13 protein-coding genes and 1 rRNA gene are annotated in these 13,605 nt (G+C 70.6%); 12 read left to right on the forward strand and 2 right to left on the reverse strand.

Features of this window, described 5'->3' with window-relative positions; genetic code table 11:
* The first annotated feature begins 22 nt into the window (after positions 1-22).
* The 12 genes from rrf (at position 23) to PT931_RS07855 (ending at position 11,590) form a co-directional block, all read left to right on the forward strand.
* A 5S ribosomal RNA gene (gene rrf, locus PT931_RS07800) occupies positions 23-139 on the forward strand.
* A gap of 155 nt (positions 140-294) precedes the next feature.
* Entirely contained in the window at positions 295-750 is a 456-nt protein-coding gene (locus PT931_RS07805) for a Rieske (2Fe-2S) protein (RefSeq protein WP_456245003.1), read from the forward strand.
* Positions 751-771: 21 nt separating this feature from the next.
* Entirely contained in the window at positions 772-2,787 is a 2,016-nt protein-coding gene (gene uvrC, locus PT931_RS07810; protein ID WP_456245004.1) for an excinuclease ABC subunit UvrC, read from the forward strand.
* Positions 2,784-3,656: an RNase adapter RapZ gene (gene rapZ, locus PT931_RS07815; protein WP_456245005.1), complete on the forward strand. Its 873-nt coding sequence runs from the start codon at positions 2,784-2,786 to the stop codon at positions 3,654-3,656. The genes uvrC and rapZ overlap by 4 nt, the downstream gene beginning before the upstream one ends.
* A 52-nt stretch (positions 3,657-3,708) precedes the next feature.
* Positions 3,709-4,692 carry a gluconeogenesis factor YvcK family protein gene (locus tag PT931_RS07820; RefSeq protein ID WP_456245006.1) on the forward strand — a complete coding sequence of 328 codons (984 nt, stop codon included), beginning with the start codon at positions 3,709-3,711 and terminating at the stop codon, positions 4,690-4,692.
* On the forward strand, positions 4,664-5,650 hold the full coding sequence (gene whiA / locus PT931_RS07825; protein ID WP_363726961.1) for a DNA-binding protein WhiA: 987 nt from the start codon (positions 4,664-4,666) through the stop codon (positions 5,648-5,650). The genes PT931_RS07820 and whiA overlap by 29 nt, the downstream gene beginning before the upstream one ends.
* Positions 5,651-5,851: 201 nt before the next feature.
* Positions 5,852-6,847 (forward strand): type I glyceraldehyde-3-phosphate dehydrogenase, encoded by a 996-nt coding sequence (gap, locus tag PT931_RS07830; RefSeq protein WP_456245007.1) that lies wholly within the window; start codon positions 5,852-5,854, stop codon positions 6,845-6,847.
* Between the two features lie 4 nt (positions 6,848-6,851).
* Entirely contained in the window at positions 6,852-8,033 is a 1,182-nt protein-coding gene (locus PT931_RS07835; RefSeq protein WP_456245008.1) for a phosphoglycerate kinase, read from the forward strand.
* Positions 8,026-8,811: a triose-phosphate isomerase gene (gene tpiA / locus PT931_RS07840; protein ID WP_456245009.1), complete on the forward strand. Its 786-nt coding sequence runs from the start codon at positions 8,026-8,028 to the stop codon at positions 8,809-8,811. Before PT931_RS07835 ends, tpiA begins: the two co-directional genes overlap by 8 nt.
* Positions 8,812-9,010: 199 nt before the next feature.
* Positions 9,011-10,771, forward strand: a complete 1,761-nt coding sequence (locus PT931_RS07845) for an ABC transporter substrate-binding protein (RefSeq protein ID WP_456245010.1) — start codon at positions 9,011-9,013, stop codon at positions 10,769-10,771.
* A 65-nt stretch (positions 10,772-10,836) separates the two neighbouring features.
* Positions 10,837-11,079 carry a preprotein translocase subunit SecG gene (gene secG, locus PT931_RS07850; RefSeq protein WP_456245011.1) on the forward strand — a complete coding sequence of 81 codons (243 nt, stop codon included), beginning with the start codon at positions 10,837-10,839 and terminating at the stop codon, positions 11,077-11,079.
* Positions 11,080-11,248: 169 nt separating this feature from the next.
* The gene (locus PT931_RS07855; RefSeq protein ID WP_456245012.1) at positions 11,249-11,590 is read left to right on the forward strand and encodes an RNA polymerase-binding protein RbpA; all 342 of its coding nucleotides are present in this window, start codon (positions 11,249-11,251) and stop codon (positions 11,588-11,590) included.
* A 57-nt stretch (positions 11,591-11,647) separates the two neighbouring features.
* On the opposite strand, the gene pgl is transcribed toward PT931_RS07855, so the two are convergent.
* Entirely contained in the window at positions 11,648-12,412 is a 765-nt protein-coding gene (pgl, locus tag PT931_RS07860; protein ID WP_456245013.1) for a 6-phosphogluconolactonase, read from the reverse strand.
* Between the two features lie 93 nt (positions 12,413-12,505).
* On the reverse strand, positions 12,506-13,483 hold the full coding sequence (locus PT931_RS07865) for a glucose-6-phosphate dehydrogenase assembly protein OpcA (RefSeq protein ID WP_456245014.1): 978 nt from the start codon (positions 13,481-13,483) through the stop codon (positions 12,506-12,508).
* Positions 13,484-13,605 lie beyond the last annotated feature (122 nt).

Consider the following 13,605-nt stretch of genomic DNA (forward strand, 5'->3'; position numbering starts at 1 on the left):
GGTGCTGTTGTTCTGAGAGAGTTACGGCGGTCATAGCGAAGGGGAAACGCCCGGTCACATTCCGAACCCGGAAGCTAAGCCCTTCAGCGCCGATGGTACTGCCCTGGGGACGGGGTGGGAGAGTAGGACGCCGCCGGACACAACTTCAACGAAGGCCCAACCCCGATCGGGGTTGGGCCTTCGTTCTATTTTGCCTGCCGTTTTGTGGCCATTCCCGTCACGCGGACTAAGGCTTTGCTGTGTATTCGGTAAGAACACTGGCGGTGTCCGGCCGGCCCCGGCATGCTCGTAGCCATGACTGAGACTCGGGAACAGTTCGGGCTGTGCCGGCGGGCGTTGTTCGTGGGCGCCGGCGGTGTGGGGGCGGCCGCACTGTTGGCGGCGTGTGGCGGTTCCGATCCCGCGACGCCGGCTCCGGAGACGCAGGCCACGACCCCTCCGGCGCAGGGCGGTGCGACCTCGGCCGCGTCCGCGGTGCTGGCGAAGGTCTCGGAGGTCCCGGTCGGTGGCGGCAAACTCGTCGGGAACGTGCTCCTGCTGCGGCCCCAGGCCGGGGTGGTCAAGGGGTTCAGTGCCCGGTGCCCGCACATGGGGACCACGGTGGACGAGCCGAAGGGCGGCGTGATCACGTGCCCCAACCACGGTTCGCAGTTCAGCGCGGACGACGGTTCTCTGGTCAAGGGGCCGGCGGCGAAGGGGCTCAGCCCGATCCTGTTGAAGATCACCGGGGACGACATCGCCAGAGAGTGATCTCGGGGCTAGTCTTCTACGGTGCCGGATTCGTCGACTGTCCTGACCTATCGTCCCGCGCCGGGGACGATTCCCGTCACACCGGGCGTGTACCGGTTCTTCGACCCCGCCAACAAGGTGATCTACGTCGGCAAGGCGAAGAACCTGCGCAGCCGGCTGGGTTCGTACTTCGCGGATCCGTTGACGTTGCATCCGCGGACGTTCCAGATGGTCACCACCGCCGCCCGGGTGGAGTGGGCGGTGGTGAACACCGAGGTCGAGGCGCTGCAGCTGGAGTACGCGTGGATCAAGGAGTTCGATCCGCGGTTCAATGTCCGGTACCGGGATGACAAGACGTACCCGTATCTGGCGGTGACGCTGGACGAGGAGTACCCCCGGCTGCTGGTTCTGCGTGAGGCGAAGCGCAAGGGTGTCCGGTACTTCGGGCCCTACTCGCACGCCTGGGCGATCCGGGAGACCCTGGACCTGCTCCTGCGGGTGTTCCCTGCCCGGACCTGCTCGAAGGGTGTCTTCGCGCGGGCGGCGAAGATCGACCGGCCGTGCCTGCTGGGGTACATCGGGAAGTGTTCCGCGCCCTGTGTGGGGCGGGTGTCGGCCGACGAGCACCGGCAGATCGTCAACGACTTCTGCGACTTCATGGCGGGCAACACCGATCCGCTGCTCCGCAAGGTGGAGCGGGAGATGACCGAGGCCGCCGAGGAGCTGGAGTTCGAGCGGGCCGCCCGGCTGCGCGACGACCTGACGGCGCTGCGCAAGGCCATGGAGAAGCAGGCCGTCGTGTTCGACGAGGCGACCGACGCGGACGTGGTGGCGTTCGCGGAGGACCCGTTGCAGGCGGCGGTGCAGGTGTTCCACGTCCGGGACGGCCGGGTCCGGGGGCAGCGGGGCTGGATCGTGGAGAAGGTCGAGGACCTGGAGCCGGGAGCGCTGGTCCACAGCTTCTGTACCCAGGTGTACGGAGACGGCGGCGACCCGCCGCGCGAGGTGCTGGTGCCCGAGCTGCCGGGTGACGCCCCGGCGCTGGCGGCGTGGCTGTCGGGGCTGCGCGGCTCGAAGGTGCAGCTCAAGATTCCGCAGCGCGGCGACAAGCGGGCGTTCCTGGAGACCGTGACCCGCAACGCGGAGCAGGCCCTGGCCCAGCACAAGCTGCGGCGGGCCGGGGACCTGAGTCTGCGGGGCAAGGCCCTGGAGGAGCTGACCGAGGCGTTGTCGCTGGACTCGTCGCCGCTGCGGATCGAGTGCTACGACGTGTCGCAGCTCCAGGGCACCGACGTGGTCGCGAGCATGGTGGTGTTCGAGGACGGGGTGGCGCGGCGGAGCGAGTACCGGCGGTTCATCATCCGGGGCGCCACCGACGACCTGTCGGCCATGTCGGAGGTGCTGCGGCGGCGGTTCGCCCAGCGCGGGGACAAGGGGGAGGCCGCGCCGGCCGTTGTGGCTCCGGGTGACGGCTCGGCGGTCGAGGAGCTCACGGCGGGTCCGGCGCGCAAGGGGTTCGCGTACCCGCCGCAGCTGGTCGTGGTGGACGGCGGTGCGCCCCAGGTGGGGGCGGCGGCGGAGACCCTGGCCGGGATGGGCGTCACGGACGTCGCGGTGTGCGGGCTGGCCAAGCGGCTGGAGGAGGTGTGGCTGCCGGATGACGAGTACCCGGTGATCCTGCCGCGTACCTCCGAAGGGCTCTATCTGTTGCAGCGGTTGCGGGACGAGGCGCACCGGTTCGCGATCACGTTCCACCGGGAGCGGCGGTCGAAGCGGATGACGGCCTCGGCGCTGGACACGATCCCGGGGCTCGGGGAGATCCGGAAGAAGGCGCTGCTGAAGCGGTTCGGTTCGCTGAAGAAGCTGGCCGCCGCGAGCCTCGTGGAGATCAGCGAGGTGCCCGGGATCGGGCCGCGGACGGCGGAGGCGGTGCTCGCCAGCCTCACGGGAGCGGAGAGTAACCCCACGACCGTGACGAGTGACCCAGGGGGTGCCGAAACCCCTGGTGAGGGGGCGGGGGACACTGGCGGATCGAAGCGAGACGAGGGGGGAGCGTGACGGAGCGCGGTGACCTGGACCTGGTGATTGTCACCGGGGTGTCGGGCGGTGGGCGGAGTACCGTGGCGCGGGCCCTGGAGAACGTCGGCTACTACGTGGTCGACAACCTGCCGCAGACGATGCTCGTGCCGATGGCGGAGCTGGCGTTCGAGGCGGGCGAGGCGACCCGGCGGACCGGCATGGTTCTGGACGTGCGGAGCCGGGCCTTCTCCACCGATCTGACGGGCGCGGTGCGGGACCTGCGGGAACGCGGCTTCCGGCCGAAGGTCGTCTTCGTCGACTCCGACCCCGACGTGCTGGTCCGGCGGTTCGAGAGCGTGCGCCGGTCGCACCCGTTGCAGGGTACGGGCCGGTTGTCCGACGGGATCGAGGCCGAGCGGCTGCTGCTCGCCGAGGCCCGGGAACACGCCGACGTGCTGATCGACACCTCCCATCTCAACGTCAACCAGCTGCGCGCCCGGGTCGAGGAGCTGTTCGCGGCCCCGGAGGAGCGCCAGCTGCGGGTGACGGTGCTGTCGTTCGGGTTCAAGTACGGGCTGCCCGTCGACGCGGACTTCGTGCTCGACGCGCGGTTCCTGCCGAACCCGTTCTGGGTACCGGAGCTGCGGGAACGCAACGGGCGCGACGAGCCGGTCAGCGACTACGTGCTCGGCCAGCCGGGCGCGGAGGAGTTCGTCGGCGGGTACGCGCGGCTGCTCGCGGGTACGGTGCCGGGCTTCGAGCGGGAGGGCAAGCGGTACCTCACGGTCGCCGTCGGCTGCACCGGCGGGAAGCACCGCAGCGTCGCCATCTCCGAGGAGCTCGCCCAGCGGTTGCGGGGGTCGGGGCTGTCGGCCCACGCCCAGCACCGGGATCTGGGGCGGGAATGAGGGCCCCGGGCGGACGTCGCGCGGCGCTGTCCCGGCCGGGCGGGGTGCCCGCGTGATCCGGGTGGTCGCCTTCGGCGGCGGACACGGGCTCAGCGCCTCCCTGCGCGCGCTGCGGTCGATGCGCGGGGACCTGAAACTGGACATCACGGCCGTGGTGACGGTCGCCGACGACGGCGGCTCCTCGGGCCGGCTGCGGGCCGAACGGGGCTCGCTGCCCCCGGGGGACCTGCGCCAGGCGCTGGCGGCCCTGTCGGGCGACGAGCGGGCCCTGACGGCCGCTCTGCTCCAGCACCGGTTCGCCGGCGATGATCCGCTCGCAGGGCACACCGTCGGCAACCTGATGCTCGTTGGACTGATGGAGCTGCTCGGTGACCCCGTGGCGGCTCTGGACCACGCCGCCGGCCTCCTCGACGCGTGCGGCCGGGTGCTCCCCATGACCCGGACGGCGCTGGAGATCGAGGCGCAGGTCCTTCTCGACGGGAAGGTGGTCACCGTCCGGGGGCAGCACGAGGTGGCGGTCACCGCGGGCGACGTCCGGGAGGTGCGGCTGCGTCCGGCGTCCCCTCCGGCGTGCGCCGAGGTGCTGGAGGCGGTGGGCGCGGCGGACTGGCTGGTCTTCGGGCCGGGCTCCTGGTTCACGAGTGTGATCCCGCACCTGCTGGTGCCCGAGTTACGTCGGGCGATCGTCGCCAGTGACGCGCGGCGCATCGTCGCGTTGAACCTGGCAGCCGAGAAGGAGACGGCGGGGCTGTCCCATGCGGACCACCTTGCCGCGTTGATGTCGTACATGCCGGAGTTGCGGGTGGATGTGGTTCTCGCCGACGACCGGGCCGTGGGGGATCCCGGTCCGGTGGAACGCGCGGCCGTGGCGCTCGGAGCACGTCTGGTGCTCGCGCCGGTAGCGGTCGACGATGACACCCCCCGGCACGATCCCGCCGCGCTGGCCGCGGCCCTGCAACCGATTCTGGGCTCCCTGGGGGCCCGCAGCACACGAGGTGGGCGACACGATGGCGATGACAGCCGCGGTCAAGGATGAGCTGAGCCGCGTTGACGTACCGAAGCCCTGCTGCCGCAAGGCCGAGATGGCGGCCCTGTTGCGGTTCGCGGGCGGGTTGCACATCGTCAGCGGCCGGGTGGTCGTCGAGGCGGAGCTGGACACCGGTGCGGTGGCCCGGCGGCTGCGCCGGGACGTCGCGGAGGTCTACGGCTACCCGAGCGAGATCCACGTCCTGGCGTCCGGTGGCCTGCGCAAGGGCAGCCACTACATCGTCCGGGTCGTGAAGGACGGCGAGTCCCTCGCCCGGCAGACGGGTCTGCTGGACGTGCGGGGCCGGCCGGTCCGGGGCCTGCCGCCGCACGTGGTGTCGGCGGGGGTGTGCTGCGCGATCGCGGCGTGGCGGGGCGCGTTCCTGGCGCACGGCTCGTTGACGGAGCCCGGCCGGTCGTCGGCGATGGAGATCACCTGCCCGGGTCCGGAGTCGGCGCTGGCCCTGGTCGGGGCGGCCCGCCGGATCGGCGTGACGGCCAAGGCCCGCGAGGTGCGGGGCGTGGACCGGGTCGTGATCAAGGACGGCGACGCGATCGGGATGCTCCTGACCCGGCTCGGCGCGCACAGCAGCGTGCTGACCTGGGAGGAGCGCCGGGTCCGGCGCGAGGTCCGGGCCACGGCGAACCGGCTGGCGAACTTCGACGACGCGAACCTGCGCCGTTCGGCCCGCGCGGCGGTGGCGGCGGCGGCCCGGGTGACCCGCGCGCTGGAGATCCTGGAGGACGAGTCCCCGGGCCACCTGATCGCGGCCGGCCGGCTGCGGCTGGACCACCGGCAGGCGTCGTTGGAGGAGTTGGGCGCGCTCGCCGAGCCGCCGCTGACGAAGGACGCGATCGCGGGCCGGATCCGCCGGTTGCTGGCGCTGGCGGACAAGCGGGCCAGGGACCTGGGCATTCCCGACACCGAGTCGGCGGTGACCCCGGAGATGCTGTCGGTGGACGTCTGAGCGGTTCGGGGCACCGTACCCGTCAATGGTGTCGTGGGCACCCCGACCGCCGCCCGCCGTGACCGGTGGGCGTTCAGATAGGGTCGGGGTGTTCGGCGACGAGGCCGGGAGAGGTATCCCGGCCGAGCACCCAGGGCCGGGTCAGTGGCTACCTTCGCCGGCGCGAGCTGCGCCGGCTCGAGCGGCGAGGAGATGGAACCTGTGACCATCCGGGTTGGCATCAACGGATTTGGCCGGATCGGCCGTAACTTCTACCGCGCGGTTCTCGCGTCGGGCGCGGACATCGAGATCGTCGGCGTCAACGACCTGACCGACAACGCGACGCTGGCGCACCTGCTGAAGTACGACAGCATCCTGGGCCGGCTGGGCCTCGAGGTGAAGGCGTCCTCGGACGAGATCACCGTCGGCGGCAAGACGATGAAGGCGTTCGCGGAGCGCGACCCCGCGAACCTCAACTGGGGCGACATCGGCGCGGACATCGTGATCGAGTCGACCGGGTTCTTCACCGACGGGCTGAAGGCGAAGACGCACATCGACAAGGGTGCGAAGAAGGTCATCATCTCGGCTCCGGCCAAGAACGAGGACATCACGATCGTGATGGGCGTCAACCACGAGCTGTACGACGCCGCTGAGCACACCATCATCTCCAACGCGTCGTGCACGACGAACTGCCTGGCCCCGATGGCGAAGGTGCTCAACGACACCATCGGCATCAAGCAGGGTCTGATGACGACGATCCACGCGTACACCCAGGACCAGAACCTGCAGGACGGCCCGCACTCCGACCTGCGTCGGGCCCGCGCCGCCGCCCTCAACATCGTTCCGACGGGTACCGGCGCGGCGAAGGCCATCGGCCTGGTCCTCCCGGAGCTCAAGGGCAAGCTGGACGGCTTCGCGCTCCGGGTGCCGATCCCGACCGGCTCGGCCACGGACCTGACCTTCACCGCGAACCGCGAGACCTCGGTCGAAGAGGTCAACGCCGCGATCAAGGCCGCCGCCGAGGGCGCGCTCAAGGGCATCCTGGTCTACACCGAGGACCCGATCGTCTCCTCCGACATCGTGACCGACCCGGCGTCGTGCATCTTCGACTCGGGCCTCACGAAGGTCATCGGCGACCAGGTCAAGGTCGTCGGCTGGTACGACAACGAGTGGGGCTACTCCAACCGCCTCGTCGACCTGGTGAAGCTGGTCGGCTAGTCGGATGCGTACCCTCGACGATCTTCTGGCCGAGGGCGTGACGGGTCGGCGCGTACTGGTACGCGCCGACCTCAACGTTCCGCTCGACGGCGACCGCATCACCGACGACGGCCGGATCCGGGCGGCGCTGCCGACCCTGACCGCGTTCCTGGCCGGTGGCGCGCGGGTCGTGCTGATCTCACACCTGGGCCGGCCGAAGGGTGCCCCGGAGCCCAAGTTCTCGCTGCACCCGGTCTCCGTCCGGCTCGCGGAGCTGCTGGGTGCCCCGGTGGCGTTCGCGACCGACACGGTGGGTTCCTCGGCCCGTGCGGCCGTGGACGGCCTCGCCGACGGGCAGTTGGCGCTGCTGGAGAACCTGCGGTTCAACGTGGGGGAGACCAGCAAGGACGATGCGGTGCGGGGTGCCTTCGCGGCCGAGCTCGCGTCCTTCGCCGACGCCTACGTGGACGACGCGTTCGGCGCGGTGCACCGCAAGCACGCGAGTGTCGTGGACATCGCGGGCCTGCTGCCGGCGTACGCCGGTGGGCTGGTGCTCCGCGAGGTCGAGGTGCTCAAGCGCCTGACCGAGAGCCCGGAGCGGCCGTACGTGGTCGTGCTGGGCGGGGCGAAGGTCTCCGACAAGCTCGCGGTGATCTCCAGCCTGCTGCCCAAGGTGGACCGGCTGCTGGTCGGCGGGGGCATGTGCTTCACGTTCTTCAAGGCGCAGGGGCACGAGATCGGCGCCTCGCTGCTGGAGGCCGACCAGCTCGACGCCTGCCGGGAACTGCTGGCCACGGGCAAGATCGTGCTGCCGACGGATGTCGTGATCGCGGACAAGTTCTCCGCCGACGCGGCTGTCCGGACCGTGCCGGTCGACGGGATCGAGCCCGGCTGGCTGGGCCTGGACATCGGCCCCGAGTCGGGTGCGGCCTTCGCGGCCGAGGTGCTCGGCGCGCACACGGTGTTCTGGAACGGGCCGATGGGCGTGTTCGAGCTGGCGCCGTTCGCGGCGGGTACCCGGGCGGTGGCCGAGGCGCTGACGAAGATCGACGGCCTCGGGGTCGTCGGTGGCGGGGACTCGGCGGCCGCGGTGCGGGCGCTGGGGCTCGACGAGTCGGCGTTCGGGCACATCTCGACCGGCGGCGGCGCGTCGCTGGAGTACCTGGAAGGCAAGACCCTGCCCGGCCTGGAGGCCCTGGATGTCTGAGCGTCGTCCGCTGATCGCCGGCAACTGGAAGATGAACCTCAACCACCTCGAGGCCATCGCACTGACCCAGAAGCTGGCGTTCAGCCTCACGGAGAAGCAGCTCACGGCCGTCGAGGTCGTCGTGCTGCCGCCGTTCGTGGACCTGCGCAGCGTGCAGACGCTGATCGACGGGGACAAGCTGTTCGTCGGTTACGGGGCGCAGGACCTGTCCCCGTTCGACTCGGGTGCCTACACCGGGGACGTCTCCGGGGTGATGCTCGCGAAGCTGGGCTGCTCGTACGTCGTCGTCGGGCACTCGGAGCGCCGGCAGTTCCACCACGAGGACGACGCGGTGGTCAACAGCAAGGTGAAGGCCGCGCTCAAGCACAAGATCACGCCGATCCTGTGCGTGGGCGAGGGCCTGGACGTCCGCGAGGCCGGCGAGCACGTGGCGCACACCACGGCCCAGTTGGCGGCGGCCCTCGACGGGGTCACCGCCGAGCAGGCGGAGAAGCTGGTCGTGGCGTACGAGCCGATCTGGGCGATCGGGACCGGCCGCACGGCCACCCCGGAGAACGCGCAGGAGGTCGTGGCGGCGCTGCGGGCGAAGCTGGCGGAGTTGTACGGTGCGGCGCTGGCCGACTCGTTGCGGGTCCTCTACGGAGGTTCCGTGAAGTCCTCGAACATCGCGGGCATCATGGACCAGCCGGACGTGGACGGCGCGCTGGTGGGCGGGGCGAGCATCGACGCGGAGGAGTTCGCGCGGATCTGCCGCTTCCCGGAGCATGTCAGCGTGTAGTCAGAGTTGTGCCCATGACCTGTGCGGGAGCTGTAAGCCCGCCGGAAAAAAGTAACTCACAGTGACCGCCCGGATGCTCTTAGCATCCGGGCGGTCACGATTCAACGCAGGTACTCAGGGTGGGTTTTCACCACGGCTCAGGTGCCCCTACAGTGTCTCGAGCGGGTCGTTCCGCGCCGCCCCTGAAACCACCCCGAGGATGACGATGCACCACGGCACCCCTCTCACGGGTACACCGCGCCGAGCGCGGCGCGCAGCGTTCGCCGGGATCGTGGCGGCGACCATCGCGCTGACTGCTGCGTGCACGCCCGACGGCGAGAAGTCCGCCCCGGCGGAGGTCAAGCCGCAGCAGGGCGGGACGCTCAACCTCATCCTCCGAGCCCAGCCCGACTTCCTCGACCCGACCCAGGTGTACCTGACCACCGCCATGAACATCAGCCGGTTGATCGACCGGACCCTGATCACGTTCAAGGACGCGGCCGGCGCCGAGGGCTCGGAGATCGTGCCCGACCTGGCCACGGACCTCGGGCGGCCCAGCGACGGCGGCAAGGTCTGGGAGTTCACCCTGAAGAAGGGTGTCACCTGGGAGGACGGCTCGCCGATCACGTGCGCGCACGTGAAGTACGGCATCGAGCGCCGGTTCGCCCGGGAGTACCAGAACGGGCCGACGTACGCGCAGCAGTACCTGGCGGGGACCGACAACTACAAGGGCCCCTACGTCAACAAGAACAACAACGGCGCCGGCCTGTCCTCGATCCAGTGCCTCAACGAGAGCACGGTCAAGTTCCAGCTCAAGCTGCCCGTCGGCGACTTCCCGTACTCGCTGACGATGCCCGTCTGGGGTCCGGTGCCGCCGGAGCAGGACACGAAGCTCAACTACACGAACCGGCCGTTCGCCAGCGGGCCCTACAAGATCTCCCAGCCGTTCGACGGCAAGGGCGGTCCCATGGTGCTGGAGCGCAACCCGCACTGGAACCCGAGCACGGACGGGGTCCGCAAGGCGTACCCGGACAAGATCAATCTCCTGATCCGGGAGAACCAGGACGAAGAGGTCACCGACGAGCTGATCAAGGATCAGGGCGACTCGAAGACCTCGATCGCGCTCCAGACCGACGCGACCCCCAACTTCGTCCAGCAGATCGTCAACGACGCGGACCTGTCGAAGCGGGCCATGACCGGCGCGATCTCCGGTACCGCGTACCTGGGCATCAACACCAGCAAGGTCACCGACGCGCGGTGCCGTCAGGCGCTGGTACTGGCGTTCAACAAGCGGCGGTTCCGGGGCATGCTCGGCGGCTCGATCTTCGGGGACTACGCGACGACGATGATCCCGCCGGACATCAAGGCGTACAAGAAGTTCGACGTGTTCGGGGTGGAGGCCTCCGAGGAGGGCGCGCCCGAGAAGGCGCGGGCCCTCATGGAGCAGGCGGCCAAGGACGGCAAGCCGTGCGCCAAGACCCTGACGGCGAACTTCCAGGACACCAAGCGCTGGCAGCGGGCCATGGCGACGGTCGTCGAGGCGTTCGCGCTGATCGACATCACGGTCAAGTTGGAGCCGTTCCCGGCCCGGGGCTACTACACGACGGCCGGCACCCCGAACAAGCAGGGCGACCTGACCTTCGCGACCTGGCTGCCGGACTTCCCGAGCGCGTCCAGCGTGATCCAGCCGAACTTCGACGGCCGGACCATTCCGAAGGACCGGAACTCCTCGGGCAACTACAACTTCGCCCAGCTCAACGACCCCGAGATCAACAGGAAGATCGACGCGGCGATGGCCGAGTCGAACCTCGACAAGCAGCAGACCCTCTGGGGTGAGCTCGACGAGGAGATCCAGAAGAAGGCGCCCGGCATCCCGGTGATCCACCCCAAGATCCTCCGGATGTACGGCAGCAAGGTGCACAATGCCTTCATCCACCCCGCGTTCGGCGAAGCGGACATCTCGGCTCTGTGGGTGGGCTAGTAGGCGGTGGGCTCGCCGGCTATCCTTGGATCGGTTTTGTTGGACTCGAGAGGACTTCCCCCCAGATGGCTTACGTATTCGCAGGTGTGCTGATCGTCACCAGCATCATTTTGACGCTGCTCATCCTGCTGCACCGCGGCAAGGGCGGCGGTCTGTCGACCATGTTCGGCGGCGGTGCGGCGAGCACCCTCACCGGATCGTCGGTGGCGGAGAAGAACCTCGACCGGTACACGGTCCTGGCCGGCCTCCTGTGGCTCGCCTCGATCGTCGGCCTCGGGCTGCTCATCAAGGCCAACTCCGGCTCCTGACCGCGACGACGACCTCGTCGACGCACAGCAGTCGCCCGGTCATCTCACATCGGTCGTCTGGACATATATCCATAACCGCCTTGGTTGTTTAGACTCATGCGCGCGGTCCGATTACGGACCGCGCGCACGTGTATTCGCTATGTCGTACCCCCCGACGACAGGAGCAGCCGTGGCGAGCGGAAGCGCCATCAGAGGCACCAGGGTCGGCTCAGGGCCGATGAGCCTGGCGGAGCGTGGCCAACCGGCCCCGCGCCACCGGGTCCAGTACTGGTGCGCCAACGGACACGAGACCGAGGCGGCCTTCTCCGCCGAGGTCCTGGAGCCCGAGACGTGGGACTGCCCCCGTTGTGGGCTCCCCGCAGGACAGGACCGGGAGCACCCGCCGGACCGGCAGCGGACGGAGCCGTACAAGACGCACCTGGCGTACGTGAAGGAGCGACGCAGTGACGCGGAAGGCGAGCTCATCCTCGCCGAGGCGTTGGCACGTTTGAGGCAACGAAGAGCTGGCTGACGTACGACGGAACCGGCCCACCCCAAACCTGGGGCGGGCCGGTTCCGTGTCTGACAACTAGCGCAGGACGCTGCGGTAACTGGGCTCCAGGCGGGAGGCCGCCGCCGCGTCCAGCAGCCACAGGGTGCGGTTGACGCCGTGGACGCCGGCCGCCGGGATCTGGACCGGCCCCGCGCCGTGCAGCGCCATGCCGACCGCGTCCGCCTTGCCCTCGCCGGCCGCGATCAGCCACACCTCCTCCGCCGTGTTCACGGCAGACGGGGTGAGCGTGACCCGGACCGGCGGCGGCTTCGGGGCACCGCGCACGGCGGTGACGGTCCGCCGGTCGTGGGTGGCCGGCGCCTCGGGGAACACCGACGCGATGTGGCCGTCCTCGCCGACGCCCAGCAGGAGGACGTCGAAGTGCGGCAGCTCCTGGGGGTGGCCGGCACCGGCGAGCAGGTCGGCGTACCGGGCGGCGCCCGCCTCCGGGTCCTCCCCGTCCGGCCCGTCGGTCGCCGGCATCGGGTGCACCCGGGCCGGGTCCAGCGGCACGGCGTCCAGCAGGGCGGCGCGCGCCTGGGTCTCGTTGCGTTCGGGGTCCCCGGCGGGCAGGAACCGTTCGTCGCCCCACCACACGTCCACCCGGGACCAGTCGATCGCGTCCCGGGCCGGACTGTCGCGGACGGCCGCGTACACGGCGGCGGCGACCCGGCCGCCGGTGAGGACCACGGAGGCCACCCCGCGCGCGGCCTGGGCGTCGATCAGCCGGGTGATCAGCCGGGCCGCCACGGCCTGGGCGAGCACCTCGGGGTCGGAGTGCACGACAACGCTGCCTGTCACAGGTCGCTCCTAGCGGTTGACGCGGGAACGCCAACCGCCGCCCGGGGTTCGACGGTGAACCGGCCGGGCGGCGGGACGTACCCGATGAAGGGTTCAGACGGGTTCTTCCTCGGGTTCCGACAGTGCCGGGTCGTGCCAGATGTGCACCCGGGTCGGGGAGCGCTCGCTCAGTCCCCGGGTGCCGGTGGCCGCCTCCAGCGCCGCCGCGTACGGCTGGTCCGCGTCGATCCGGCGCAGCTCCTCCGCCAGTTCCTCACCCAGCGGCCGGGCCATCAGCGGCAGCGTCCGGTCCGGGTAGCCGGTCCGGCGCAGCACCGCCGTGGTGCCGTTCCGTTCGAGGGCCAGCGCGTCGCCGTTGGCCAGGGTGACCGCCACCGACGCCAGCTCGGCGGCCGGCGTGATGGTGGGCGTCACCCCGAGCCGGGCCTTCAGCCAGCCCGCCAGCAGGGTCGCGCTCGGGTCGCCGGTCGGCGCGCCGATCACGATGCTGGCCGCCGGGGCCGCCGTGGCCTCGAACGCGCCCGCGACCAGGGTGCGCCACGGGGTGAGCCGGGTCCACGCCAGGTCCGTGTCGCCCGGCGCGTAGTCGTCGGCCCGCTGCCGGACCGCGACCGTCGGGTCGGCCGACTGGTAGGCGTCGCTGATCCGGCGGTCCGCCACCACCCCGAGGGGGTCGTAGGCGATGCCCTCCGGCGGCTCGCAGTGCCACCACGTGACCACCGGGACGTCCGGGGCCAGCAGCGGCATGGCCACCGACTCGGCGTGCAGGGCCAGCCGGCCGTGCATCCGCATCACGATCGCCTCGCACGGCCCGAGCCGGCCGCCGACCACGATCTCCGCGTCGAGCCGGGAGTTGGGGTTCAGCACGTCGCGGCGCACGATGATCAGCAGGCGGCACGGGTGCTGCTGCGCGGCGATCGTGGCCGCCGCCTCGGCCTCGCGGACGTGCTTCTCGTCCACGACAGCGATCAGGGTCAGCGCGAGACCACTGGTCAGGCCGCCCGCGCTGCGCCGCTCGGCCGCCAACGCCTTGACGACGTCGATGCCGGTGGTGTCCCACAGAGCGATCACGCGGGCCTCCCTTCGGTCGGCGCCACGAGATCGCGGCGGCAGAGCTTTCTGGTCGCTCGCTGGCGCTCGCTCATGCCCATGTCCCCCTGAGCCTCGTCATGCCCGCCTCCGCGACCGGCGTC

The organism is Longispora urticae (genome assembly GCF_053902585.1).